Here is a 26,936-nt window from a genome sequence, read left to right as displayed (position 1 = left end):
AGTGAAATGTGGCCTACAAACCACGGACCGATGATATAAACTGTTTTAATTCAGTAGTTTGTGGATTAGCAAATAAGGCGCGACTTTCGCCCTGCTCCCACACCCGCCCTTGATGCATAAACACCACCCGGTCACCCACTTCACGGGCAAAATTCATCTCATGGGTCACCAGAATCAGTGTCATACCTTCTGCCGCCAACTGTTCGAGGACTTTCAACACTTCCCCCACTAACTCAGGATCCAAAGCCGAGGTGATCTCATCGCACAGCAATACCTTCGGCTGCATCGCCAGCGCACGGGCAATCGCCACACGCTGCTGCTGCCCACCGGAAAGATTAGCCGGGTAATAATCGAGCCGGTCGGCCAGCCCAACTTTTTCCAGCATCAACGCCGCCAGTTCACGGCACGCGGTCGTGCTCTTTTTCAGTACCCGACGCGGTGCCAGCATCACATTCTCCAACGCTGTCATATGTGGGAACAGATTAAAACTCTGGAACACCATGCCTACCGAGCGGCTAATCTCCCGCGCCTGCGAATCACGATCCGTTACCGTCATACCGCCCAACTTGATACTGCCGTCCTGATATCCCTCCAGCCCGTTGATACAACGCAATAAGGTACTTTTACCTGAACCACTGCGGCCAATTATCGAGATCACTTCGCCCATCTCGATATCCAGATCTACGCCTTTAAGTACATGATTCTGGCCATAGTATTTTTGAACCTGATTAATGGTGATCAGCGGCATGAAATTTCCTCTCCAGATAATGGCTGTAACGCGACAACGGATAACACATCAGGAAATAGCCCAGCGCCACTAAGCCAAAAACTTTAAACGGCTGATAAGTGACATTATTGAGCATGGTGCCCGCTTTGGTTAATTCGACAAAACCAATGATCGATGCCAGTGCTGTGCCCTTGATAACCTGCACCGAGAAACCCACGGTCGGTGCAATTGCGATACGCATCGCCTGCGGCACAATCACCCGCAATAACGTCTGGCTGAAACTCAGACCCAGACAGCGGGAGGCCTCCCACTGGCCTTTCGGCAACGCTGCAATACTGCCACACCAGATATCCACCAGAAAGGCACTGGTAAACAGTGTCAAAGCCATCGCCGCAGCCGCCCACGGGCTAACATCAATACCCAACAGCGCTAAGCCGAAGAAGGCCAGAAACAGTTGCATCAGCAACGGCGTACCCTGAAACAATTCGGTATATAGACGGACAAAACGAGCTGCCCAACACCAACGACTCAAGCGCATCAACATCAATGGTAATGTCACTAATGTGCCGCCAAAAAAGGCCGTTAGTGACAGTAACAGCGTCCAGCGGGCGGCCAATAACAAGTTACGGATGATATCCCAGTCAGTAAACATCATGAGTTATGGCTCCCAAAGAATCGACGGCCAACCGCCAGCAGTAATTGGCGCATTGCGATGGCTAACAACAAATAGAGCAAGGTGGTCACCAGATAGACTTCAAAACTGAGGAAGGTGCGCGACTGAATCAGGTTGGCGGCAAATGTCAGTTCTTCAAATGACACCTGTGATACCACCGCAGAACCGAGCATCACAATAATGCACTGGCTTACCAGCGCCGGATAAATGCGCTGTAACGACGGCGGTAGGATCACGCGGAAAAAAGTCTGACTACGGCGTAACCCTAATACCCGCCCCGCCTCCCACTGGCCTTTAGCGCTGGCTTGAATCCCGGCACGAATAATCTCCGTGCTATAAGCGCCCAGATTGATAGTCATCGCCAATAAGGCTGCCTGACCGGCACTAAGTTTCAAGCCAAGTGCCGGTAAACCAAACACAATAAAAAACAGTTGCACCACGAATGGGGTATTACGCACAATTTCTACATAACCGCCCCATATCCGGCGCAATATAACCCTATCACCACAGCGAATTGCGGCTCCCGCTATCCCCAGCGCAATACCGCCGAGGGTGGCCATAGCCGTCAGCTCAATGGTGGTCAACAGGCCCGACAATAGTTCAGGCAGATAAGGCCACAAAGCAGAGAAATTAAGCTGATAGGTCATAGCCAACTCCTGTTATGCACCCAAATCAGCCGGTAACGGCGCCTTCAACCATTTCTCGGACAAACCATTTAGCGTGTTATCCTGCAATGCTTCCCCAATCAGTGCATCCACTTTGGCTTTCAGAGCCGTTTCTCCCTGACGCAAACCGATATAACACGGTGAATCTTTCAGCATAAACTTCGCCACCGGTGCCTGGGTTGGATTCTGGCGAACCAGTGCACTGACCACCAAATTGCCCGTCGCCAAATAATTCACCTGACCAGACAGGTAGGCTGACAGCGTAGTGTTGTTATCTTCATACCGTTTAATCTGAGCATCTTTAGGGGCTAACTCACTCAGCACCATATCTTCCACTGCACCACGGGTTACCCCCACCGTTTTACCTGCCAATTGTTCTGGTTGCTTCAGTGCATCGTCTTTAGCACCAAATACACCCAAGAAAAACGGTGCATAGGCACGGCTAAATGCGATAGCTTTTTCCCGTTCAGGATTTTTACCCAAGCTGGAAATCACTAAATCCACTTTATCCGTTTGCAGATAAGGCACTCGGTTGGCACTGGTCACCGGCACCAGTTGCAACTTTAGTTTCATCTTATCGGCCAAATAATGTGCCATGTCGATGTCATAACCCTGCGGCTGAAGATCCGTACCAACCGAGCCAAATGGCGGGAAATCCTGTGGAACGGCGACCCGCAACACACCACGCTGCTGAATTTGCTCTAACTGATCGGCTAACACCGAAGGAGCCTGAACCCATATCAGTGCAGCACCCAGCAAGGCCAACATCCGCTTTTTCATGTTCATAGCATATCTCCAATAACTCAGTAATGAAACGATGGGTTCTTTAAAAGCAAATACTGAAACCATCGTTGCAACTACTATGCCAATGATAACCTATGACGAGAGGCCCATATTTAGGCTCACTACACGAATCACAAGGAATAAATCGAAGAGAGAGACTCACAATCAAGGTGCAAATCAACAATCAAAATGCACCACAAAAGTGCATTAATTGATAAAAAGAAGGCGTTAGCGCGCCGCCGGGAGGTGAAAGTGACATAAGCTGTCGCAACAGCCAGAAGAGTGTTACCCCTTCGGACACTGAACTAAACGATAGCCTTTTGACCTATATGGCGAACAAACTACCGTTGCTCTAACTCTCCTAAATCATCATATAAATCAGCGATTTGATGAATTCGCTGACGGCCCTGTGCGAGCATTTCATGCAATAAAGCATTACTCAGTAAATTTGCCAGACTCATGGCCGAAGAGTAGCTATCAAAAGCCGATACGCTGTCGAGCGGCGTAGTCAACCGCCAACGTGCTAACGGCAATATTGACTGAGCTTGCGGCTCACAAATCAGCAGCGTCGGCACGCCTTGTACCTGCATTTGTAGCAGGATCTCGCGGATAACTTTTGGCCGGCGGCGAAATGCCACCACAATAACTAAATCACGCGGCGTGACATCCACCAACTCCTCTGCCAGCGTCTGCCCCGCTTGTGGCACCAACTGCACGTGCTGGCGCACCTGCAACAACTGTTGACGTAAATGCAGAGCAACCGGGTAACTGTTTCGTAGCCCCAATAATAAGATACGCGGCGCACGTATCATCGCATCGATAACCTCGGCTAACTGACGGCTATCCAACTGACTCACCCAATGCGTTAAATTCGCCATTTCTTGCTTATAGTGGCGCGCCAGCAAGGTGTTCCCTTGTACCGCATCACGACTATCGGTCAATGGCATACCGCTTTGACGCAAGGTGCGTACTTCTTCACGCATTTCCCGATAACTGGCGTACCCCAAGCGCTTAAACAGCCGGCTAACCGTGGCCTTAGACACCCCACTCAAGCGCGCCAATTCAGCACTGTTATAGCTAATCAGGTCGTCAAAATGATCAAAAATAAAATCAGTAACGCGCTGCTCCTGCGGGGTCAACTGTGCATAATGCGCCCGCAAACGTTCATCAATCTGTTTCATACCCTTCTCCGGCCAATGAAACTATCGTTTCAGCATAAGCATTTTTGCGGAAAATAGCACACAAGCCCACCGCAGTAATAAGATAATTTTCATGCTGAGTGCTATCTGTCATTCGCCAGCGAGTCGGCCACGGTTCGATTAGCCTGCTTGGTTGAAGCAAAGTGATCACCGATCGAGTATCAACTAAAACCCGATCTGAACTGAGATAAAATTTATCCCTTGGTTTATCATTCCTAATTATCTAATACTGTCGCTCTTATCAATTCAGAATAATTCCTTATGACACAAAAAGCTGAAAACTCCGGGTTAAGTCCGGCATTGATCGTGTTGATGTCGGTCGCAACCGGACTGGCTGTTGCCAGCAACTACTATGCCCAGCCACTGCTGGAAACCATCGCACAAGCCTTTAATCTCTCGGTCAATCAAGCTGGATTTATCGTTACTGCGGCCCAGTTGGGCTATGCTGTGGGATTAATGTTCCTGGTGCCGCTAGGGGATATGTTTGAACGCCGTGGGCTGATTGTGGGCATGACCTTGCTGGCTGCTGGCGGCATGCTGATTACCGCAATGTCACAAAACCTCACTATGATGATTGTTGGCACCGCGCTCACTGGTTTGTTCTCAGTGGTGGCACAATTACTGGTGCCGCTGGCGGCCACTCTGGCTGCGCCGGAAAAACGCGGTAAGGTGGTCGGTATTATTATGAGTGGTCTACTGCTGGGGATTTTGCTGGCACGAACCGTGGCAGGAGCACTGGCCTCCATTGGCGGTTGGCGCACCATTTATTGGGTCGCCAGCGCGCTGATGTTCGTCATGGCATTGGTATTGTGGCGCTACCTGCCGCGCTATAAACAACATACCGGTTTAAATTACGGCCAGCTGCTTGGTTCAATATTCTCGCTGTTTATTCGCACACCCGTGCTGCGCACCCGTGCCTTGCTCGGCGCGCTCTCGTTTGCCAACTTTAGTGTGTTGTGGACGTCGATGGCCTTCTTACTGGCTTCTCCCCCCTTCGGCTACTCAGAAGCTACTATCGGGCTATTTGGCCTGGTCGGTGCTGCTGGCGCGTTGATGGCGACCAAAGCGGGCCAATTGGCGGATAAAGGTAAAGCCCGCATCACCACCAGTGTTGGTTTGGGATTACTGCTGTTGTCTTGGATACCTATCGCCCTGGGGCAGCATTCCATCATCGCGCTGATTATCGGCATTGTGGTGTTGGATCTGGCGGTTCAGGGGGTGCATGTCACCAATCAGAGCGTGATATATCGCATGATGCCGGAAGCCAGAAATCGCTTAACCGCCGGTTATATGACCACTTACTTTATCGGCGGGGCGTTAGGTTCGCTGATTTCAGCAGCAGCATACCAACATGCCGGCTGGTATGGTGTGGCAATGGCCGGTTTGGTGCTGTGCATACTAAATATTACGACGTGGCTGGCCGGTAAACGCTTTGATCCTCCCGCTAATCAACCCGTTGAGTGACCTTAATTAGTTAGCTAACTAATAATCAATGCAGATATAAATTTGGGTTATAGGGTGTTAAGAAAATTACCACTCTGGTAATGTTACCTAACTTGTTATTTTGCCCTGTAACCCAAAGATCTTATGCCAAGCCAAATCACCGACTCTCCGCCAGCTACCCGGTCAACCGCCACCTTTACGGAGGGCATTACCGATAGCCTGCCTATCGTTATCGGCTATTTACCCGTCGCCTTCGCCTTTGGTCTGAGTTCGGTAAAACTGGGTTTTACCCCGCTGGAAGGTATTTTCTTCTCTTGCATCATTTATGCCGGTGCCAGCCAATTCGTTATTACCGCCCTGCTCAGCGCCGGGATGTCATTATGGGTTTCCGCCTTAACCGTGATGGCAATGGATATCCGTCATATCTTGTATGGACCGGCACTCAAACACCGTATTCTGACCAAATTATCCGGTAAAAAAACCGCGCTGTGGGCATTTGGTTTGACCGATGAAGTGTTTGCTGCTGCCACCACCAAGTTAATGAAAGAAGAGCGACGCTGGAGCGAAAACTGGATGCTCGGTATCGCGTTTACCTCTTGGCTATCTTGGGTGGCAGGTACCGCAATCGGTGCCATGTTTGGCAATGGCCCGTTGGAGAATTATCCCGCTATTGAGGCCTCCCTCTCCTTTATGTTACCGGCGTTGTTCTTGAGCTTTCTGCTGGCCTCATTTAAACGCCAATACAGCCTAACCGTTATCGCCTCGCTGAGTGGCGCATTGCTCGGCGCCGTGTTGTTCTCTATTCCGGTGGCGATTTTGGCCGGAATTGGCGCAGGGTGCCTGGCCGCCCTGCTGCAACCCACACCAGAAGTGGTGACCGAACACAGTGAAAATAATGAGCAGGAGTCGACACCATGAATTCAGATGTCCTGATTATTGGGTTAGTGGTGGGGACGGTAAATTACCTGTTTCGTTATTTGCCACTGCGCCTGGGACCAGCACGTAAACAAGCGGGTCTGCAACGAGGCAGAGTTTCACTGCTGTTGGACAGCATTGGGATTGCTTCTATCTGTGCGTTATTGGTGGTTTCCAGTACACCAGAAATTATGCATAACCCGCAGAAACTCATGCCGACACTGATTGGCTTTCTGGTTATCTGTGGCTGCTTTTATAAAACCAACAGTATTATCTTCGCCACGTTATTTGGCGCGATCAGCTATGGACTGACATTCAAATTGCTCATGATTTTGGGATAAGAGATTGCCTGAATTGTGAGCTAAAACACAATAACCTTACAATTAGTAATACTAATTACTTACAAACAGTGACTGAATAACACGAATTGCTAAATTTTTCTCGAATTATACCGTTTACATTATTAGTCACTATCGTTACTGTACCATTTGAAATTAATGAGGCTCATTATAATGGAAAGTTCGTTTAGTCCTATAGAACAGATGCTTAATTTTCGTGCCAAACGCCAGAAAGATTTCCCTTATCAGGAAATTCTACTGACACGCTTGTGTATGCATATGCACAGTAAGTTGCTAGAAAATCGCAACAAGATGCTGAAAGCACAAGGAATTAACGAAACCTTATTTATGGCATTAATTACGCTGGATGCGCAGGAAAGTCGCAGTATCCAACCGTCTGAACTGAGTGCGGCACTGGGTTCTTCGCGCACCAATGCGACCCGCATTGCTGACGAACTGGAAAAGAAAGGTTGGATTGAGCGCCGCGAAAGCCACAATGACCGCCGTTGTTTGCATTTGCATCTGACCGAGGCGGGCGTTGAGTTTTTGAATCAGCTGCTGCCCCCACAACATAAATGTCTGCATTTTCTTTGGTCAACCCTAGACGCTGACGAACAGCAACAGCTTGAAACGCTGACGCGCAAATTACTGTCTCGTTTAGATCAAATGGAAGTACCGGAGCAGTAATTCCAATATATCTATCCAGGCGCATTACTTGATCCAAGTAAACAACTATGCGATCCCCACATAGCTGGAGACTCACGCCTTTGTTCGCCATTTTTTAAGGGCTGAACTGACGATTGATTTACTCGGCTAATACCCGGATATTGCAGCCCAACGTCCGTTATAAAACTGGGATTATCGGCAGTGATGAGCTGTTGGTAACCGAATCACAATATCTACAACAGCAACAATCGGAACTTAGCGCCAGCAACCATTTATTGCAGGCCAAGATTAGTTTGATCCGTTCATTGGGTGGTGGTCATCAGGCCCCGGTCAATGAGGGTTCACAAAATAAAACAATATAAAATGTGGGGAAGACCATGAGTACAAGCGCGGAAGCTCAAATCCCGCAACAACCGCAGAACAAGAAGAAGCAACGTAAACGCATACTTCTTCTCCTGACGGTTATTTTTATCATCCTTGGCGTGGCCTATTTTATTTATTGGTTCTTGGTGTTACGTCATCATCAAGAGACTGATAATGCTTATATTTCAGGCAACCAGATACAGATCATGTCGCAGGTTCCCGGCAGCGTAGTCAGTGTCAATTTCGAAAATACAGATTTTGTTAAAAGTGGCGATGTACTGCTGGCTCTTGACCCAACTGATGCCGAACAGGCGTTTGAGCAGGCAAAAACCGCACTGGCTAACAGTGTGCGTCAAACCCACCAGCTCATGATTAACAGTAAGCAGTATCAGGCGAATATTGCCCTGAAAAAAACTGAACTGAGTAAATCACAAAATGACCTACAACGCCGTGTGGTGCTCGGTTCGGCTAATGTCATTGGCCGTGAAGAGCTGCAACACGCCCGTGATGCCGTCGATGCCGCACAGGCTTCGCTGGATGTTGCGATTGCACAATACAATGCCAATCAGGCATTGGTTTTAAATACCCCATTGGAAAAACAACCGGCTGTCGAGCAGGCTGCGGCCAAGTTACGTGATGCCTGGCTCTCCTTGCAACGGACCAAAGTTGTCAGCCCGGTAGACGGTTTTGTTTCACGCCGCAGTGTGCAAGTGGGTGCTGAAATTGCCAATGGCGCGCCATTAATGGCAGTTATCCCGGCAAACCAGATGTGGGTTGACGCTAACTTTAAAGAGACACAGTTAGCGAATATGCGCATTGGCCAAAGCGCCACAGTCATAACTGATTTCTATGGTGATGACGTGGTTTATCAGGGGAAAGTGGTTGGTCTGGACATGGGGACCGGCAGCGCCTTCTCACTGTTACCGGCGCAAAATGCCACCGGTAACTGGATTAAAGTGGTTCAGCGCCTGCCAGTCCGTATCGAACTGGATAACAAACAACTGGCTGAACATCCGCTGCGTATTGGCCTGTCTACCACGGTTAGAGTGGATACCGCCAATACCGACGGCCAAGTGCTGGCACAAAATGTGCGTAAAGAACCTGCATTTGTAACTAACGCGCTGTCACTGGATTTAGCACCGGTTAATCAAATGATTAGCGACATTGTTCATGCGAATGCGGGTTAATGTTGATGCAAATGCAAGTTAAGCGCGCCGGAGGCCTCTGTGGCACAAAAACCGCTTGAGGGTGCCCAACTCGCCTGGATGACGGTCGCGCTATCATTAGCAACCTTCATGCAGGTGTTGGACTCCACCATTGCAAACGTGGCTATTCCTACTATTGCCGGTGATTTAGGCTCATCCAATTCGCAAGGCACTTGGGTTATTACTTCGTTCGGGGTGGCAAATGCTATTTCGATCCCCATCACCGGCTGGCTGGCCAAGCGCATTGGTGAAGTGCGCCTGTTCCTGTGGGCAACCGGACTATTTGCTCTGGCTTCATGGTTGTGTGGTATTTCCAACAGCTTGGGGATGCTTATCTTCTTCCGGGTGATTCAGGGGTTGGTCGCAGGGCCATTGATTCCGCTATCGCAAAGCCTGTTACTGAATAATTATCCGCCAGCCAAGCGAAGTATGGCCTTGGCATTGTGGTCGATGACAATTGTCGTGGCCCCGATATTTGGGCCGATCCTCGGCGGTTATATCAGCGATAACTATCACTGGGGCTGGATCTTCTTTATCAACATCCCTATCGGGCTGGTGGTTATTTTGGTCGCAGGCAGTACCTTAAAAGGGCGTGAGACCAAAACTGAAATCAAACCCATTGATACGGTGGGGCTGGTGCTATTGGTGGTTGGGATCGGCGCGTTACAAATCATGCTTGACCAAGGTAAGGAGCTGGATTGGTTTAACTCGACCGAGATTATCGTCCTGACGGTCATTGCCGTGATTGCCATTACCTTCTTGATAGTCTGGGAACTAACCGACGACCACCCAGTGATTGATCTCTCGTTATTCAAATCGAGAAACTTTACCATTGGTTGCTTGTGTATCAGCCTGGCCTATATGTTGTACTTTGGCGCTATTGTCTTGCTGCCACAACTACTACAGGAGGTATATGGCTACACCGCCACCTGGGCTGGCTTGGCATCTGCGCCGGTAGGCATATTGCCGGTGCTGTTATCACCGATCATTGGCCGCTTCTCTCATCGAATTGATATGCGACAGTTAGTCACCTTCAGCTTCATTATGTATGCGGTATGTTTCTACTGGCGGGCTTACACATTCGAACCGGGAATGGATTTTGGTGCATCGGCGTGGCCACAATTTGTGCAAGGCTTTGCTATTGCCTGCTTCTTTATGCCACTGACCGCCATTACGTTATCTGGCTTGCCGCCAGAGCGCATGGCCGCAGCATCCAGTTTGTCTAACTTCCTGCGAACCTTGGCGGGATCGATTGGTACCTCCATCACCACGACGCTCTGGACGCAAAGAGAATCGATGCACCATTCGCAACTGACCGAGTTTGTTAACCCGTTCAACCCGAATGCGACATTGATGTATCAGGAGTTGGAAAAACTGGGGATGAATCAGCAACAAGCCTCGGCTTATCTGGCACGGGAAATTACCAATCAGGGGCTGATTATCTCAGCAAATGAGATCTTCTGGCTCTCGGCGGGGGTATTCCTGCTGCTGCTGGCGCTGGTGTGGTTTGCCAAGCCACCCTTTACCTCCGGTGGCGGCGGCGGTGCGCACTAGCGGCTAACGCTGAGCAACAAAAAGGGCACTGACTTATCATCAGCGCCCTTTTTTATTTTTCTAGCTCAATGATATACCCAAAGTCATTGGAGTTGCAGGTAGGCAGCAAGCAATGCCGCTAACAACCCTGCTGCTGCAAGGACCAGGGTATTATTGGGCGCTATTCTGACGCCACCACTCCGACAGCAAAATACCGGTTGCCACTGACACATTCAGGCTTTCTACCCGGCCAGTACCGCCGATAGACACACTCATATCGCCCTGCTGCCAGGCACTGTCGGTCAGGCCATCACTCTCTTGACCTAATACCAGCACCATTTTGGCAGGCAGTTCAGCTTTTGACAGACTGACACCTTTATGACTCGATGTGGTCACGATGGTGTAACCGGCTTTACGGAAGGTATCCAATACCGAGAGGAAATCGTCTGCATTGATAGCCTTGATATGCTCCGCACCACCTTCAGCCGTACGCACTGCAGCACCCGATTCCAGCATCGCCGGATCTTGCAACAACACGCCGTTAATACCGAAATGCGCACAGGTCCGCATAATGCCGCCGAGGTTATGTGGGTTACCCACATCTTCCAGCGCCAGTACACAATCTTTAGCCTGAGTCTGCTGTTGCAGATAGGTTTCTGCATCCAGACCCTGACGTTTCTTGATAAGGAAGCACACACCACCATGGTGTTCAGTGCCAGAAGCCTTCGCCAGCTCCTCTTCTTCAACCACATGATAAGCCTTGCGGTTAGCCGCCATCCATTTCAACGCTTCGCGAAAACGAGGGGTAACTGACTGCACAAACCAGGCGCGGACGATAGCGTCTGGGCGGCTTTCAAACAATGCCTTACAAGCATTCTCACCATAAACACGTGTTTCTTCAGCCCGCTGACGGCGCAATTGCGCCGGATCTACATGACTTTTACCGCTGATGCCACCATGATCAAACTCTGGCTCTTCTGATGGCGCACGGGATACCGTTTTCCACGGTGAATCGTAAGGGCCATTGCCTTCAGAACGTGCCGGGCGGCTAGGACTCACGCGTTCATTACGGCCGGAATCATTACGACGTGAATCATTATTACGCGATGAACTGCCCCGACTCGCATTGTCACCTGGACGACCTTTGCTTGCCGGACGCTGGTTTTTACTACGGTTATTGTTGTTACGGTCGTCACTGCTGCTTTCGTCACTGCGGACGTACATCACTTTAACTTTGCCGTTTTTGCCACTAAATGAATCGTTCATTGTCTTCTCCACCAACGCGCAGGGCGCGAAGATTACCTGATGTCCGCCCGGTTAGCCATAAGCAAGCGCTAAAAGCTAGCAACTATCGTATTCATCGAATAAACCTTTTTGGCACTTATCCCATTTATCTCCATAATAGATAACAACAAGGAAACAAGTCAGCGATGTTTTCTCTTCTATCTATAGAGACACTAAATAAAGGCTAATTTATGAATACGGTATGTACAGCTTGTATGGCGACTAACCGCCTACCGGAAGAACGTATTGATGACGGCGCTAAATGTGGGCGCTGCGGCCACTCTTTATTTGATGGCGAGGTGATTAACGCCACCACTGAAACGCTGGATAAATTGCTGCAAGATGACCTGCCGGTGGTCATCGACTTCTGGGCTCCGTGGTGCGGGCCTTGCCGCAGCTTCGCGCCTATCTTTGAAGATGTTGCCGCAGAACGCGCCGGAAAAGTCCGTTTCGTCAAAGTTAACACCGAAGCCGAACCCGAGCTTAGTACCCGTTTCCGTATCCGCAGCATTCCTACTATTATGCTGTACCGCAACGGTAAAATGGTCGACATGCTCAGTGGCGCATTGCCAAAAGCGCCTTTTGATCATTGGCTAGATGAGCAATTATCAGTAGAGCCAGCCGCCCGATAAGCTAGTTTAACTCATTTATCGCGTCTCGGCGCAACGTAGTCGCCCGGTGAGATTGATGCCCTGACAGTTTTTTGTCGGGGCATTGTTTTTTTGTTTTATGGTATGACTAAGCGTATGGGTTGATTAGAATAGCGCTATTTCATCAGGAGTCCGTCGTGACTGAAATATTGATCACTGACCATGCTTTATTAGATACGATCCTCACGACGGAAAATGCCGTACTGCGTTTACGCCGGCAGCGTTTAGCCGCATCCACGCGCGCCTATCGTGCCCGTGGCTGTCGCGCAATACGTTGTCAGGGCTGCCTGTTGGCAGAGCGTTTTTGTTTGTGCGATACCATAAAACCGCAGCCAGCCGCCAGCCGCTTTTGCCTGATTATGTTTGATACCGAACCCCTAAAACCCAGCAATACCGGCCGCTTGATCGCAGATATTCTACCCGACACCCAAGCCTTTCTCTGGGCGCGCACTGAAGTTGACCCTGCATTGCTGGCGGCCATTGGCGACCCTGCGCGCCAGCCATATGTCGTATTCCCAGAAAAATACGCTGAACCGCCACGGCAGATACTTAATCACTTGCCCATTAGCGATAAGCCTCCGCTATTTATACTGCTGGACGGCACCTGGAACGAAGCCAAAAAGATGTTCCGCAAAAGTCCCTATCTGGCTGACCTGCCGATGCTGTCACTCAATGTCACTAATAGCTCGGATTATCTGTTACGCGAAGCCCCACGCCCAGAGCAACACTGCACGGTCGAAGTCGCCGCTGCTCTGCTACAACAAGCGGGTGATATTCAGGCCGCAGACCAATTAACGGCCCATTTCCTCTATTTCCGCCAGCAATATTTAGCGGGAAAACCTCACCATCCAGTGGGGCGAGTCACAGCAACTGTCGAAGAAAGCACATAAAATCAGATAAGCTGTCTTTAACTTATACCCAATAGATTTCAGGGCGCAGAAAGGCGGCGAATCGTTCTGGAACCAGTTTGAACAGTATTGATGCGAGCCCGCAGGCTGAGTGAGCGCAGCCAACACACCTGCAACTTGAAAGATAACGGGGATAAACGATGAGCCAACGTGGATTAGAAGCACTACTACGCCCGAAGTCTATTGCGGTTATCGGCGCTTCTGAAAAACCGGATCGCGCCGGTTTCCTGATGATGCGTAATTTGCTGGATGGCGGCTTCAATGGCCCTATTCTACCGGTGACCCCAACCCATAAAGCAGTATGTGGTGTGTTGGCTTACGCAGATATCGCTAGCCTGCCGATTACGCCCGATCTGGCGATTTTGTGTACTCATGACAGCCGCAATTTGGCCCTGTTGGAAGATCTCGGCATCCGTGGCTGTAAAGCAGTCATCATTCTGTCTGCCGCAACCGAACAGTTCCCAGAGCTGAAAGCCTGCGCGCAACGCCATCATATGCGCTTACTTGGCCCCAACAGCCTGGGTTTGCTGGCTCCGTGGCAAGGGTTAAATGCCAGTTTCTCACCCGTTCCCATCAAGAAAGGGCGGCTGGCATTTATCTCTCAATCAGCCGCGGTAGCCAACACCATTCTCGACTGGGCGCAGCAGCGGGAAGTTGGCTTCTCGTATTTTATTGCGCTGGGTGACAGCCTGGATATTGATGTCGATGACTTACTCGATTTCCTGGCCAGAGATGGCAAAACCAGTGCCATTATGCTGTATATCGAACATATCAGTGATGCGCGCCGGTTTTTATCCGCCTCGCGCAGCGCTTCGCGCAATAAACCGATTCTGGTGGTCAAAAGTGGCCGCACACAGCGTGCTCAGCAGTTGCTAAATGGTCAGCAAGGGCTGGACGCGGCTTATGATGCGGCGATTCAGCGGGCAGGCCTGCTGCGGGTGCAGGATACTCACGAGCTATTCTCCGCCGTCGAAACACTCAGCCACATGCACCCACTACGGGGTGAACGGTTATTGATTGTCAGCAATGGTTCCGCCCCGGCGGCCATGGCGCTGGATGAGCTGATCAGCCGTAATGGCAAGTTGGCAACACTGTCTGATACCACCCAATCGGCGCTGAGTGCCGTGCTACCCTCTTTTGTTTCCTTACGTAACCCCATAGACTTGCGCGATGATGCCAGCGCTGAGCGCTATCTGGCGGCGCTTAAACCGCTACTCGACAGTACCGACTACGATGCGCTATTGCTGATTCATTCCCCGAGCGCTGCTGCGCCAGGGAGCAAAACAGCAGAATTACTGATTTCCGCTATCCGTCAGCACCCACGTGGCAAGCGCCTTACTCTGCTCACTAACTGGTGTGGTGAATATTCATCGCAAGATGCACGCCGACTGTTCACCGAAGCCGGGATCCCCACCTATCGCACACCGGAAGGGGCGATTACTGCCTTTATGCATATGGTGGAATATCGCCGTAACCAGAAGCAATTGAAAGAGACACCTGCGCTGCCTGTCGGCCTCACCGCCAACACCGCCCACGTGCATCAGTTGATTCGCCAGGCGCTGGCAGAAGGTGCCACCCAGCTTGATACCCATGAAGTACAACCGATACTTGAAGCTTATGGCCTCAGCACACTGCCAACCTGGATTGCCAGTGACAGCGTAGAAGCGGTGCATATCGCCGAACGATTGGGCTATCCGGTTGCCATCAAACTACGCTCGCCGGATATCCCGCACAAGTCAGAAGTCCAGGGCGTAATGCTGTATCTTCGTACCGCAATTGAAGTACAGCGGGCTGCTGACGATATTCTTGACCGGGTAAGGCGCACTTATCCGCAAGCCCGTATCCACGGGTTGCTGGTGCAAAGTATGGCGAACCGCGCAGGCGCTCAGGAATTGCGAATTGCAGTAGAGCAAGATGCGATTTTCGGCCCGTTGATCATGTTAGGTGAAGGTGGCATCGAATGGCATCATGAAACTCAGGCCGCCGTCGCGCTGCCGCCACTCAATATGGCACTGGCCCGCTACCTGATTATACAAGCGGTCAAAGGCGGCAAAATTCGCAGCCGTGGATCATTACAACCCTTGGATATCCCTGGCTTGAGCCGTTTACTGGTACAAGTCTCTAATCTAATTCTCGATTGCCCCGAAATCAGCCGGTTAGATATTCACCCGGTACTTGCGTCAGGCAGCGAATTCACGCTGTTGGATGTTTCGATGCAACTGGCACCTGTCAGCGGCGATCCGCAGGCACGGTTGGCGATCCGCCCCTATCCACACGAGTTGGAACAAAAGGTCGAACTTAAAGATGGTTCTCACTGTCTGTTCCGCCCAATTTTGCCAGAAGATGAACCACTACTAAAATTGTTTATTGATCAAGTCACTAAAGAAGATCTCTACTATCGCTACTTCAGTGAAATAAATGAATTCAGCCATGATGATTTGGCGAATATGACGCAGATTGACTATGATCGAGAAATGGCATTTGTCGCTGTGCGCCAAAAAAATAATGGCCCTGAAATTATTGGCGTCACGCGCGCATTGTCTGACCCTGACAATATTGACGCCGAGTTTGCCGTGTTGGTGCGCTCAGACCTTAAAGGGCTGGGTCTGGGGCGGGAACTATTAGAAAAGATGATTCAGTATACTCGCAGCCATGGGTTAACACGGTTAACCGCAGTCACCATGCCCAACAACCGTGGCATGATCGGTTTAGCTAAAAAACTCGGTTTTAGTATTGATGTACAGATGGAAGATGGGATCGTTAATCTGGAGCTGACACTTTGATTTCAGTTACATGAATCACCGTGATATATACCACAACCCCAAACGATTCGGTCTTTGGCAGGCAAAACTTGCGCACAATCCGCGAAAGTAGTGGTATTATCGCCCAACTCAATGGATTAGTGTTTTTAGGATATGGCGGTTCTGCCATCAAATAACAAGAGAAGAAGCGCACTGTGATGTTGTCAAAATTCAAACGTAGTAAACATCAACAACACCTTGCACAACTGCCCAAACTCCCTCAGTCAGTTGATGATGTCCAAACACTTTATTGCCCCAAGGTTTTCCGCTCCACTCTGCTGGATTTAATAGGCCTGGCGACCAAACGTATTTATCTGGTGGCGCTCTACCTGGAGCAGGATGATGCAGGCCGGGACGTAATGAATGCCCTCTATCAGGCTAAGCTTCAGCGCCCAGAACTGGAGATTTGCGTGCTGGTAGACTGGCACCGCGCACAACGTGGGCGTATTGGAGCCGCAGCGGTCAATACCAATGCTGATTGGTACTGTGAAATGGCGGCCAATCATCCGAATGTTTGCGTTCCGATTTACGGTGTTCCAGTCAATACTCGCGAAGCACTTGGCGTGTTGCATCTGAAAGGTTTTATCATTGATGATACTGTGATTTACAGTGGTGCCAGTATCAATGATGTCTACCTCTATCAAAACGATAAGTATCGTTATGACCGATACCAATTAATCACGAACCCATCATTGGCCGAAATTATGGTCGATTACGTGAAACAACGGATGCTAAGTGCAGGAGCGGTGCAACGCTTGGATCGTGCTGATCGGCCGACCAATCCTGAGATTAAAAATGAGACCCGACAGTTTCGCTCGTCACTGCGCGACATCGGCTATCAATTTCCGGCACAAGCGAGTAATGATGAACTGGCCGTCACCCCATTGGTTGGCTTAGGCAAAAAGAGTCAACTGAATAAAACGATTCATCATTTAATGGCCTCCGCTGACGAACGACTCACTATTTGTACACCTTACTTTAATCTGCCAGCACTGTTAGTCCGCAATATCATTTATCTACTGCGTGAAGGCAAACAGGTCGAGATTATTGTTGGTGACAAAACAGCAAATGACTTTTATATTCCAGAAGATCAACCGTTTAAGATTATTGGCGCGTTACCTTACTTATACGAAATCAACCTGCGTCGCTTCCTGAGTCGCTTACAGCGTTTTGTCGATAGCGGGCAATTAATCGTGCGCCTGTGGAAAGATGGCGACAATACTTATCATCTGAAAGGAATGTGGGTTGATAATAATTGGCAGTTGATTACCGGTAATAACCTGAATCCACGCGCATGGCGTTTGGATCTGGAAAATGCCATTTTGATCCACGATCCTAAGCATGAGATGCACGAGCAGCGCGCTAAAGAGCTGGAGTGTATCCGTACTCATACTAAAGTTGTTTCACATTACCTTGAGCTTGAGAATATTCAGCAATATCCAGTCAAGGTTCGCAAATTGATCCGTCGTTTGCGCAGGATCCGTATCGATCGGCTGATTAGCCGCATTCTATAAATATGAAAGCCCGGTTACATGCCGGGTTTTTTGTATCTAGCCAGAGGAGAGACGGCATGTGGTGCCCACCTTATCTTCGCCCATTACTTATCGCCCCACTGTTTTTTCTCAGTTCTGCATGCACGCATATGGCTAATGATAATTGGACTGGGAAAGATAAGGCACAACATTTCTTTGCCTCCGCCGTTTTAGCCGCCGCTGGCACTGCCTATGGTGAACATCAAAATTGGTCCGATGCCAAGAGCCGTAATTTTGGCCTGCTGTTTTCTATCGGGATCGGGGCGGGTAAGGAGTTATATGATAGTCGTCAAGGTGGGACTGGCTGGAGCTGGAAGGATTTTGCCTGGGACGTCGCCGGTGCAATGACAGGTTACAGCCTTTATCAAGCGGCAAACTGACCCCACTACAGCAATAAACACGCTATTCCTACGATAAAACCTTACTTACCTGGTTCAAATCCTCACAGCTAAATCCATAAACAAAAAAAGCCACCTATCAAGGTAGCCTTTTGTTTTATTCATCGCTGTGACGGCCGGATTTGACTCACCTGCCCCTGCAATATTTGACTCGTCTGACTATGAGCCCTGCGACGCAACCACTCTAAGGTCACTATTTATACCTATTTCACTATTCTGCCCATAGCAAAAACCCCACGCTTTTGGCATGGGGTCTCGGCTTTATTTGATGCCTGGCAGTGTCCTACTCTCGCATGGGGAGACCCCACACTACCATCGGCGCTACGGCGTTTCACTTCTGAGTTCGGCATGGGATCAGGTGGGACCACCGCGCTATGGCCGCCAGGCAAATTCTGTCTAAACTAACCCGCTATGCAATCCTGCACACAGCCAGCCAGCCCAATCTCGGAACTTCGCTGAAAATTTCTATCTCTCAAATCTAAAACACCTTTGGTGTTGTAAGGTTAAGCCTCACGGATCATTAGTACTGGTTAGCTCAATGCATCGCTGCACTTACACACCCAGCCTATCAACGTCATAGTCTTTAACGTTCCTTCAGGGGGCTTAAAGCCCCAGGGAAGACTCATCTCGAGGCAAGTTTCCCGCTTAGATGCTTTCAGCGGTTATCTCTTCCGAATTTAGCTACCGGGCAATGCCATTGGCATGACAACCCGAACACCAGTGATTCGTCCACTCCGGTCCTCTCGTACTAGGAGCAGCCCCTCTCAATCTTCCAACGCCCACGGCAGATAGGGACCGAACTGTCTCACGACGTTCTAAACCCAGCTCGCGTACCACTTTAAATGGCGAACAGCCATACCCTTGGGACCTACTTCAGCCCCAGGATGTGATGAGCCGACATCGAGGTGCCAAACACCGCCGTCGATATGAACTCTTGGGCGGTATCAGCCTGTTATCCCCGGAGTACCTTTTATCCGTTGAGCGATGGCCCTTCCATTCAGAACCACCGGATCACTAAGACCTACTTTCGTACCTGCTCGAGCCGTCACTCTCGCAGTCAAGCTAGCTTATGCCTTTGCACTAACCTCACGATGTCCGACCGTGATTAGCTAACCTTCGTGCTCCTCCGTTACTCTTTGGGAGGAGACCGCCCCAGTCAAACTACCCACCAGACACTGTCCTCACCCCGGATCACGGGGCCGAGTTAGAACATCAAACATTAAAGGGTGGTATTTCAAGGTTGGCTCCATGCAGACTGGCGTCCACACTTCGATGCCTCCCACCTATCCTACACATCAAGGCTCAATGTTCAGTGTCAAGCTATAGTAAAGGTTCACGGGGTCTTTCCGTCTTGCCGCGGGTACACTGCATCTTCACAGCGAGTTCAATTTCACTGAGTCTCGGGTGGAGACAGCCTGGCCATCATTACGCCATTCGTGCAGGTCGGAACTTACCCGACAAGGAATTTCGCTACCTTAGGACCGTTATAGTTACGGCCGCCGTTTACTGGGGCTTCGATCAAGAGCTTCGCCTTGCGGCTGACCCCATCAATTAACCTTCCAGCACCGGGCAGGCGTCACACCGTATACGTCCACTTTCGTGTTTGCACAGTGCTGTGTTTTTATTAAACAGTTGCAGCCAGCTGGTATCTGCGACTGGCTTCGGCGCCGGGAGCAAGTCCCATTACCTAATGCCAGCGTGCCTTCTCCCGAAGTTACGGCACCATTTTGCCTAGTTCCTTCACCCGAGTTCTCTCAAGCGCCTGAGTATTCTCTACCTGACCACCTGTGTCGGTTTGGGGTACGATTTAATGTTACCTGATGCTTAGAGGCTTTTCCTGGAAGCTTGGCATCAACTACTTCACCACCGTAGTGGCTCGTCATCACACCTCAGCGTTGATAAGCAACCGGATTTACCAAGTCACTCCGCCTACATGCTTAAACCGGGACAACCGTCGCCCGGCTAGCCTAGCCTTCTCCGTCCCCCCTTCGCAGTAACACCAAGTACAGGAATATTAACCTGTTTCCCATCGACTACGCTTTTCAGCCTCGCCTTAGGGGTCGACTCACCCTGCCCCGATTAACGTTGGACAGGAACCCTTGGTCTTCCGGCGTGCGGGTTTTTCACCCGCATTATCGTTACTTATGTCAGCATTCGCACTTCTGATACCTCCAGCAACCCTCACAGGTCACCTTCAACGGCTTACAGAACGCTCCCCTACCCAACAACACCTAAGTGTCGCTGCCGCAGCTTCGGTGCATGGTTTAGCCCCGTTACATCTTCCGCGCAGGCCGACTCGACCAGTGAGCTATTACGCTTTCTTTAAATGATGGCTGCTTCTAAGCCAACATCCTGGCTGTCTATGCCTTCCCACATCGTTTCCCACTTAACCATGACTTTGGGACCTTAGCTGGCGGTCTGGGTTGTTTCCCTCTTCACGACGGACGTTAGCACCCGCCGTGTGTCTCCCGTGATAACATTCTTCGGTATTCGGAGTTTGCATCGGTTTGGTAAGTCGGGATGACCCCCTAGCCGAAACAGTGCTCTACCCCCGAAGATGAGTTCACGAGGCGCTACCTAAATAGCTTTCGGGGAGAACCAGCTATCTCCCGGTTTGATTGGCCTTTCACCCCCAGCCACAAGTCATCCGCTAATTTTTCAACATTAGTCGGTTCGGTCCTCCAGTTAGTGTTACCCAACCTTCAACCTGCCCATGGCTAGATCACCGGGTTTCGGGTCTATACCTTGCAACTAGACGCCCAGTTAAGACTCGGTTTCCCTACGGCTCCCCTATTCGGTTAACCTTGCTACAAAATATAAGTCGCTGACCCATTATACAAAAGGTACGCAGTCACCCAACAAAGTAGGCTCCCACTGCTTGTACGTACACGGTTTCAGGTTCTATTTCACTCCCCTCGCCGGGGTTCTTTTCGCCTTTCCCTCACGGTACTGGTTCACTATCGGTCAGTCAGGAGTATTTAGCCTTGGAGGATGGTCCCCCCATATTCAGACAGGATGTCACGTGTCCCGCCCTACTCATCGAGTTCACAGCAAGTGTGTTTTGGTGTACGGGACTATCACCCTGTACCGTGCGACTTTCCAGACGCTTCCACTAACACACAAACTGATTCAGACTCTGGGCTCTTCCCCGTTCGCTCGCCGCTACTGGGGGAATCTCGGTTGATTTCTTTTCCTCGGGGTACTTAGATGTTTCAGTTCCCCCGGTTCGCCTTGCATGGCTATGTATTCACCATGCAATAGTGCAACGAATTGCACTGGGTTTCCCCATTCGGGTATCGTCGGTTGTAACGCTTCATATCAGCTTACCGACGCTTTTCGCAGATTAGCACGCCCTTCATCGCCTCTGACTGCCTAGGCATCCACCGTGTACGCTTAGTCGCTTAACCTCACAACCCAAAGGTGTTTTTCGTTATTGGTGTGGCTGTGAACACACTCGGCTATGTTGTGCAGTGCGCGCAATCCTCATGAACGTTAAGTTCACTCCGGTTGCTGTGCGCTGTACGCCTTGCTGAGTGTCTTCTCGCTCACACTGCAACAATGATTACCCATTGGCATTGCGATTATTTGAGAGACTCTATTACAGGTTACTTTTTATCTCAGTACATCTACGGAGAGATAAATTTCAGCTGTAATGTTTCAATTTTCAGCTTGTTCCAGATTGTTAAAGAGCAATATTTCACAACACACTGTGCCTTACGGCCGCAGTACGTTTTGAAATAGTTTTTTTATATGGTGGAGCTAAGCGGGATCGAACCGCTGACCTCCTGCGTGCAAGGCAGGCGCTCTCCCAGCTGAGCTATAGCCCCATATAAAAAGCAAAATACCTTATCGGCATAACTCATTCTCAGACAAGGTGCAGTCACGCGACGTTTATGGGTATAAACGAGTGTGTCTGTAACGCACTATGAGGATGAGTTGGTGGGTCTGAGTGGACTTGAACCACCGACCTCACCCTTATCAGGGGTGCGCTCTAACCACCTGAGCTACAGACCCAACAAGGTACTAAAGCCCGACTAATCTCTCAGTCCGGCCTTATTTGCTCGTTACTTTCTATCAGACAATCTGTGTGGACACTGCGCAATGCGTATCGTTAGGTAAGGAGGTGATCCAACCGCAGGTTCCCCTACGGTTACCTTGTTACGACTTCACCCCAGTCATGAATCACAAAGTGGTAAGCGCCCTCCCGAAGGTTAAGCTACCTACTTCTTTTGCAACCCACTCCCATGGTGTGACGGGCGGTGTGTACAAGGCCCGGGAACGTATTCACCGTAGCATTCTGATCTACGATTACTAGCGATTCCGACTTCATGGAGTCGAGTTGCAGACTCCAATCCGGACTACGACAGACTTTATGTGGTCCGCTTGCTCTCGCGAGTTCGCTTCACTTTGTATCTGCCATTGTAGCACGTGTGTAGCCCTACTCGTAAGGGCCATGATGACTTGACGTCATCCCCACCTTCCTCCGGTTTATCACCGGCAGTCTCCCTTGAGTTCCCACCATTACGTGCTGGCAACAAAGGATAAGGGTTGCGCTCGTTGCGGGACTTAACCCAACATTTCACAACACGAGCTGACGACAGCCATGCAGCACCTGTCTCACAGTTCCCGAAGGCACCGAAGCATCTCTGCTAAGTTCTGTGGATGTCAAGAGTAGGTAAGGTTCTTCGCGTTGCATCGAATTAAACCACATGCTCCACCGCTTGTGCGGGCCCCCGTCAATTCATTTGAGTTTTAACCTTGCGGCCGTACTCCCCAGGCGGTCGACTTAACGCGTTAGCTCCGGAAGCCACGCCTCAAGGGCACAACCTCCAAGTCGACATCGTTTACAGCGTGGACTACCAGGGTATCTAATCCTGTTTGCTCCCCACGCTTTCGCACCTGAGCGTCAGTCTTTGTCCAGGGGGCCGCCTTCGCCACCGGTATTCCTCCAGATCTCTACGCATTTCACCGCTACACCTGGAATTCTACCCCCCTCTACAAGACTCTAGCTTGCCAGTTTCAAATGCAGTTCCCACGTTAAGCGCGGGGATTTCACATCTGACTTAACAAACCGCCTGCGTGCGCTTTACGCCCAGTAATTCCGATTAACGCTTGCACCCTCCGTATTACCGCGGCTGCTGGCACGGAGTTAGCCGGTGCTTCTTCTGCGAGTAACGTCAATCAACCGTGCTATTAACACGATTGCCTTCCTCCTCGCTGAAAGTGCTTTACAACCCGAAGGCCTTCTTCACACACGCGGCATGGCTGCATCAGGCTTGCGCCCATTGTGCAATATTCCCCACTGCTGCCTCCCGTAGGAGTCTGGACCGTGTCTCAGTTCCAGTGTGGCTGGTCATCCTCTCAGACCAGCTAGGGATCGTCGCCTAGGTGAGCCATTACCCCACCTACTAGCTAATCCCATCTGGGCACATCCGATGGCGTGAGGCCCGAAGGTCCCCCACTTTGCTCTTGCGAGGTCATGCGGTATTAGCTACCGTTTCCAGTAGTTATCCCCCTCCATCAGGCAGTTTCCCAGACATTACTCACCCGTCCGCCGCTCGCCGGCAAAGTAGTAAACTACTTCCCGCTGCCGCTCGACTTGCATGTGTTAGGCCTGCCGCCAGCGTTCAATCTGAGCCATGATCAAACTCTTCAATTTAAGATTTGTTTGATTTGCTGCTAATAAAAGCAGCGATGCTCAAAGATTACTTTCTGCAAATAAGCATTCGAACCGAAGTTCAAATGTGTACTGCTTTGGTCACTCTTCAAGACTTTGATATTTCTTCTGCCTGCCGAAACAGGCTTCGATATCGTCTTGCGAGTGCCCACACAGATTGTCTGATAAATTGTTAAAGAGCGTTCGTTACCCGTTTGCCTTTCGGCGAATCTTACGGTAACGCGGGAGGCAGATAATACGCTTTCCCGCTGAAGAGTCAAGAGTTTCTTTGGTTTCTTTCGAAGTCAAAATCATTCTTTTCGCTTCCTGACCCGGCGAAGTATGTTTCGTTGTTCCCGGTCAGTGGAGGCGCATTATAGGGAGTTCCTGCCAGCCTGCAACCCCTAATTTGAAAAAACTTTTCAACCGCTCATTAATACGGCAAAAACCGTAGATATGGCGAAAAAGAAAACAAAAAGGGGGCGATTTCTCGCCCCCTTGAGGATTAACGATTACTGTCTGGCAATGATATGCCCGTTTTCCACATCTAAAGTAACAGGTACTCCCGGGATTAATTTGCCGGAAAGTATCTGCTGCGCCAGCGGGTTCTCGATTTCCTGCTGAATCGCGCGTTTCAATGGCCGTGCACCATAAACAGGGTCAAAGCCGGTTTCCCCCAGGAACTCCAACGCAGGTTGAGTAATGGTAACCTGATAGCCACGCTCTTCCAGACGTTTATACAGCCGCTCCAGTTGAATACTGGCAATTGAGGCCAGATGTGCTCGACCAAGCGGATGGAAGACAACCACCTCATCTATACGGTTAATAAATTCAGGACGGAAGTGATGGCTAACAACCTCCATCACCATATTCTTCATTTCGGTATAACTTCTTTCACCGAAACGTTCCTGAATCAAATCTGAACCGAGGTTAGAGGTCATGATGACAACAGTGTTACGGAAATCAACCGTTCTCCCCTGCCCGTCAGTCAAGCGACCATCATCCAATACCTGCAACAAGATGTTGAACACATCAGGATGTGCTTTTTCCACTTCATCTAACAAGATTACAGAATAAGGACGACGGCGCACCGCTTCCGTCAGATAACCACCTTCCTCATAGCCAACGTAGCCCGGAGGTGCACCAACCAGCCGAGATACGGAGTGTTTCTCCATAAACTCTGACATATCAATACGCACCATGGCATCGTCGCTGTCGAACAAGAACGTGGCCAATGCTTTACATAATTCAGTTTTACCTACCCCCGTCGGGCCTAAGAATAAGAAGGAACCAATTGGCCGGTTCGGATCTGATAACCCAGCACGACTACGGCGGATAGCATTGGATACTGCTTCGACTGCTTCATCCTGACCAATGACACGTTTATGCAGGTCTTGTTCCATGCGCAGCAGTTTATCGCGTTCACTTTCCAGCATGCGTGATACCGGAATACCCGTCCAGCGCGCCAGGACATCAGCAATCTCAACCTCAGTGACACGATTGCGCAGCAACTTCATGGTTTTCCCTTCCAGCGCATTGGCTGCCGCTAGCTGTTTTTCCAACTCAGGGATTTTACCGTACTGAAGTTCTGACATCCGAGCCAAGTCACCCACACGTCGAGCCTGTTCTAAGGTAATTTTGGCCTGTTCCAACTCAGTCTTAATATTCTGAGTCCCAGTCAGTGAGGCTTTTTCAGCTTTCCACTCTTCCTCCAGCTCAGAGTACTCACGCTCTTTCTGCTCTAATTCGGTATTGAGCATTTCCAGCCGTTTTTTACTGGCGTCATCGGATTCTTTGTTCAGCGCTTGCTGTTCCAGTTTCAATTGGATAATTCGGCGCTCCAGCCGATCCAATGATTCTGGTTTTGAATCCATTTGCATACGGATACTGGAACCGGCTTCATCGATCAGGTCAATGGCTTTATCCGGTAACTGGCGATCCGAAATATAACGGTGCGACAGTGTTGCCGCGGCAACAATTGCTGGGTCGGTGATCTGCACATGGTGATGCAGTTCATATCGCTCTTTCAGCCCGCGCAAAATGGCAATGGTGTCTTCGACTGTCGGTTCCGCAACATAGACTTTCTGGAAACGCCGCTCCAGCGCCGCATCCTTCTCTATATACTGGCGATATTCGTCCAGGGTGGTCGCACCGACGCAATGCAGTTCACCGCGCGCTAACGCAGGTTTCAGCATGTTACCAGCATCCATCGCCCCATCGCCTTTCCCAGCGCCAACCATGGTATGCAATTCATCAATAAACAAGATCACACTACCTTCTTGTTTTGATAAATCGTTCAACACGCCTTTTAGACGCTCTTCAAATTCACCACGATACTTAGCACCGGCAATCAGTGAACCCATATCTAATGACAGCACACGTTTATGTTTCAGGCCTTCAGGCACTTCGCCATTGACGATACGTTGTGCCAACCCTTCCACGATGGCGGTTTTACCGACACCGGGTTCACCAATTAATACCGGGTTGTTTTTGGTACGACGTTGTAACACCTGAATAGTACGGCGAATCTCTTCATCACGGCCAATCACCGGATCAAGTTTCCCCTGCTCTGCACGCTCAGTCAGGTCGATAGTGAATTTTTTCAACGCCTGACGCTGATCTTCGGCGCCTGGATCATCGACTTTGTCACCACCACGCATATTTTCAATTGCCTTATCTATTTTATCAGTTGTTGCACCGGCAGCCTTTAACATGTCAGTTAAGGTGCCGCGGTCTTCAAGCACTGCCAACACGAACAGTTCTGAAGAGATAAACTTATCTGCACGCTTTTGCGCTAACTTGTCACAAAGATTCAATACACGTACCAGCTCGTTTGATGGTTGAACATCACCGCCGGTACCTTCAACTTGTGGAAGACGACCTAAAGCCTGCTCAATGTCGCTGCGCAAACTGGCAACATTAATACCCGCCGAGGTCAACAATGGGCGAACCGTCCCCCCATCCTGATTGAGCAGTGCGCTCATCAAATGTAACGGTTCAATAAACTGGTTGTCGCGCCCAAGCGCTAAAGACTGGGCATCGGCGAGGGCAAGCTGGAATTTGCTAGTAAGACGATCCAGACGCATAACACCTCCGATATTGGTCAAAATTGCTACTGGAGATTAGATGAGGTCATCCCTCAAATTTTCAAGGTTATTTCGACACTATATTTAAAGTAATTCGTTATGCGTCAGCGG

The 26,936-nt window shown here is 50.1% G+C and carries 18 protein-coding genes, 2 tRNA genes, 3 rRNA genes and 1 pseudogene; 12 read left to right on the top strand and 12 right to left on the bottom strand.

The window, feature by feature from the left end; translation table 11 throughout:
- Positions 1 to 13 precede the first annotated feature (13 nt).
- From Q2T72_RS05000 to Q2T72_RS04980, 5 genes are all read right to left on the bottom strand, one after another.
- The gene (locus Q2T72_RS05000) at positions 14 to 748 is read right to left on the bottom strand and encodes an amino acid ABC transporter ATP-binding protein (protein ID WP_083160177.1); all 735 of its coding nucleotides are present in this window, start codon (positions 746 to 748) and stop codon (positions 14 to 16) included.
- On the bottom strand, positions 729 to 1,382 hold the full coding sequence (locus Q2T72_RS04995) for an amino acid ABC transporter permease (RefSeq protein ID WP_372558134.1): 654 nt from the start codon (positions 1,380 to 1,382) through the stop codon (positions 729 to 731). Before Q2T72_RS04995 ends, Q2T72_RS05000 begins: the two co-directional genes overlap by 20 nt.
- Entirely contained in the window at positions 1,379 to 2,047 is a 669-nt protein-coding gene (locus tag Q2T72_RS04990; RefSeq protein WP_083160181.1) for an amino acid ABC transporter permease, read from the bottom strand. The genes Q2T72_RS04995 and Q2T72_RS04990 overlap by 4 nt, the downstream gene beginning before the upstream one ends.
- Before the next feature lie 12 nt (positions 2,048 to 2,059).
- A complete protein-coding gene (locus tag Q2T72_RS04985; RefSeq protein ID WP_083160183.1) occupies positions 2,060 to 2,851 on the bottom strand; it encodes a transporter substrate-binding domain-containing protein in 792 nt (263 codons plus the stop codon).
- A 338-nt stretch (positions 2,852 to 3,189) separates the two neighbouring features.
- Positions 3,190 to 4,029 (bottom strand): MurR/RpiR family transcriptional regulator, encoded by an 840-nt coding sequence (locus Q2T72_RS04980; protein ID WP_083160185.1) that lies wholly within the window; start codon positions 4,027 to 4,029, stop codon positions 3,190 to 3,192.
- 279 nt (positions 4,030 to 4,308) lie between these two features.
- Between Q2T72_RS04980 and Q2T72_RS04975 the strand changes: the two genes are divergently transcribed.
- From Q2T72_RS04975 to emrB, 7 genes and pseudogenes are all read left to right on the top strand, one after another.
- Positions 4,309 to 5,511 carry an MFS transporter gene (locus Q2T72_RS04975; RefSeq protein WP_102970463.1) on the top strand — a complete coding sequence of 401 codons (1,203 nt, stop codon included), beginning with the start codon at positions 4,309 to 4,311 and terminating at the stop codon, positions 5,509 to 5,511.
- A 123-nt stretch (positions 5,512 to 5,634) separates the two neighbouring features.
- On the top strand, positions 5,635 to 6,408 hold the full coding sequence (locus tag Q2T72_RS04970; RefSeq protein ID WP_372568736.1) for an AzlC family ABC transporter permease: 774 nt from the start codon (positions 5,635 to 5,637) through the stop codon (positions 6,406 to 6,408).
- Positions 6,405 to 6,746: an L-valine transporter subunit YgaH gene (gene ygaH, locus Q2T72_RS04965; protein ID WP_083160189.1), complete on the top strand. Its 342-nt coding sequence runs from the start codon at positions 6,405 to 6,407 to the stop codon at positions 6,744 to 6,746. The genes Q2T72_RS04970 and ygaH overlap by 4 nt, the downstream gene beginning before the upstream one ends.
- Before the next feature lie 171 nt (positions 6,747 to 6,917).
- On the top strand, positions 6,918 to 7,430 hold the full coding sequence (gene mprA, locus Q2T72_RS04960; RefSeq protein ID WP_083160191.1) for a transcriptional repressor MprA: 513 nt from the start codon (positions 6,918 to 6,920) through the stop codon (positions 7,428 to 7,430).
- 149 nt (positions 7,431 to 7,579) lie between these two features.
- A pseudogene (locus Q2T72_RS04955) lies at positions 7,580 to 7,771 on the top strand (transporter); the annotation flags it as partial.
- 15 nt (positions 7,772 to 7,786) lie between these two features.
- The gene (gene emrA, locus Q2T72_RS04950; protein WP_083160193.1) at positions 7,787 to 8,959 is read left to right on the top strand and encodes a multidrug efflux MFS transporter periplasmic adaptor subunit EmrA; all 1,173 of its coding nucleotides are present in this window, start codon (positions 7,787 to 7,789) and stop codon (positions 8,957 to 8,959) included.
- Between the two features lie 39 nt (positions 8,960 to 8,998).
- Positions 8,999 to 10,531 (top strand): multidrug efflux MFS transporter permease subunit EmrB, encoded by a 1,533-nt coding sequence (gene emrB, locus Q2T72_RS04945; protein ID WP_083160195.1) that lies wholly within the window; start codon positions 8,999 to 9,001, stop codon positions 10,529 to 10,531.
- A 150-nt stretch (positions 10,532 to 10,681) separates the two neighbouring features.
- Here the strand turns inward: emrB and Q2T72_RS04940 are convergent, their stop codons facing one another.
- A complete protein-coding gene (locus Q2T72_RS04940) occupies positions 10,682 to 11,776 on the bottom strand; it encodes a tRNA/rRNA methyltransferase (RefSeq protein ID WP_083160197.1) in 1,095 nt (364 codons plus the stop codon).
- Between the two features lie 209 nt (positions 11,777 to 11,985).
- Between Q2T72_RS04940 and trxC the strand changes: the two genes are divergently transcribed.
- From trxC to Q2T72_RS04915, 5 genes are all read left to right on the top strand, one after another.
- On the top strand, positions 11,986 to 12,426 hold the full coding sequence (gene trxC / locus Q2T72_RS04935; RefSeq protein ID WP_372568735.1) for a thioredoxin TrxC: 441 nt from the start codon (positions 11,986 to 11,988) through the stop codon (positions 12,424 to 12,426).
- A gap of 155 nt (positions 12,427 to 12,581) precedes the next feature.
- Entirely contained in the window at positions 12,582 to 13,334 is a 753-nt protein-coding gene (locus tag Q2T72_RS04930) for a tRNA-uridine aminocarboxypropyltransferase (RefSeq protein ID WP_083160201.1), read from the top strand.
- Positions 13,335 to 13,492: 158 nt separating this feature from the next.
- On the top strand, positions 13,493 to 16,135 hold the full coding sequence (locus Q2T72_RS04925; RefSeq protein WP_083160203.1) for a bifunctional acetate--CoA ligase family protein/GNAT family N-acetyltransferase: 2,643 nt from the start codon (positions 13,493 to 13,495) through the stop codon (positions 16,133 to 16,135).
- A gap of 179 nt (positions 16,136 to 16,314) precedes the next feature.
- The gene (gene pssA, locus Q2T72_RS04920) at positions 16,315 to 17,667 is read left to right on the top strand and encodes a CDP-diacylglycerol--serine O-phosphatidyltransferase (RefSeq protein WP_372559835.1); all 1,353 of its coding nucleotides are present in this window, start codon (positions 16,315 to 16,317) and stop codon (positions 17,665 to 17,667) included.
- A 56-nt stretch (positions 17,668 to 17,723) separates the two neighbouring features.
- A complete protein-coding gene (locus Q2T72_RS04915) occupies positions 17,724 to 18,065 on the top strand; it encodes a YfiM family lipoprotein (protein ID WP_083160207.1) in 342 nt (113 codons plus the stop codon).
- Between the two features lie 288 nt (positions 18,066 to 18,353).
- Here the strand turns inward: Q2T72_RS04915 and rrf are convergent.
- The 6 genes from rrf to clpB all read right to left on the bottom strand — a co-directional run bounded on the left by rrf (position 18,354) and on the right by clpB (position 26,825).
- A 5S ribosomal RNA gene (gene rrf / locus Q2T72_RS04910) occupies positions 18,354 to 18,469 on the bottom strand.
- A gap of 113 nt (positions 18,470 to 18,582) precedes the next feature.
- Positions 18,583 to 21,490, bottom strand: a 23S ribosomal RNA gene (locus Q2T72_RS04905).
- A gap of 344 nt (positions 21,491 to 21,834) precedes the next feature.
- Positions 21,835 to 21,910 (bottom strand) — tRNA-Ala (locus Q2T72_RS04900).
- Positions 21,911 to 22,020: 110 nt separating this feature from the next.
- Positions 22,021 to 22,097, bottom strand: a tRNA-Ile gene (locus Q2T72_RS04895).
- A gap of 102 nt (positions 22,098 to 22,199) precedes the next feature.
- Positions 22,200 to 23,742 (bottom strand): 16S ribosomal RNA (locus Q2T72_RS04890).
- Together the 16S, 23S and 5S rRNA genes with 2 tRNA genes alongside form the textbook arrangement of a ribosomal RNA operon.
- A 509-nt stretch (positions 23,743 to 24,251) precedes the next feature.
- Positions 24,252 to 26,825: an ATP-dependent chaperone ClpB gene (gene clpB, locus Q2T72_RS04885; RefSeq protein ID WP_372558124.1), complete on the bottom strand. Its 2,574-nt coding sequence runs from the start codon at positions 26,823 to 26,825 to the stop codon at positions 24,252 to 24,254.
- Positions 26,826 to 26,936: the final 111 nt, after the last annotated feature.

This window comes from Yersinia sp. 2466 StPb PI (genome assembly GCF_041538325.1).
In the GTDB taxonomy this organism is placed as follows: domain Bacteria; phylum Pseudomonadota; class Gammaproteobacteria; order Enterobacterales; family Enterobacteriaceae; genus Yersinia; species Yersinia enterocolitica_E.
Note: the sequence above shows the minus strand (reverse complement) of the source record. Positions and strands in the feature narration are given on the sequence as shown.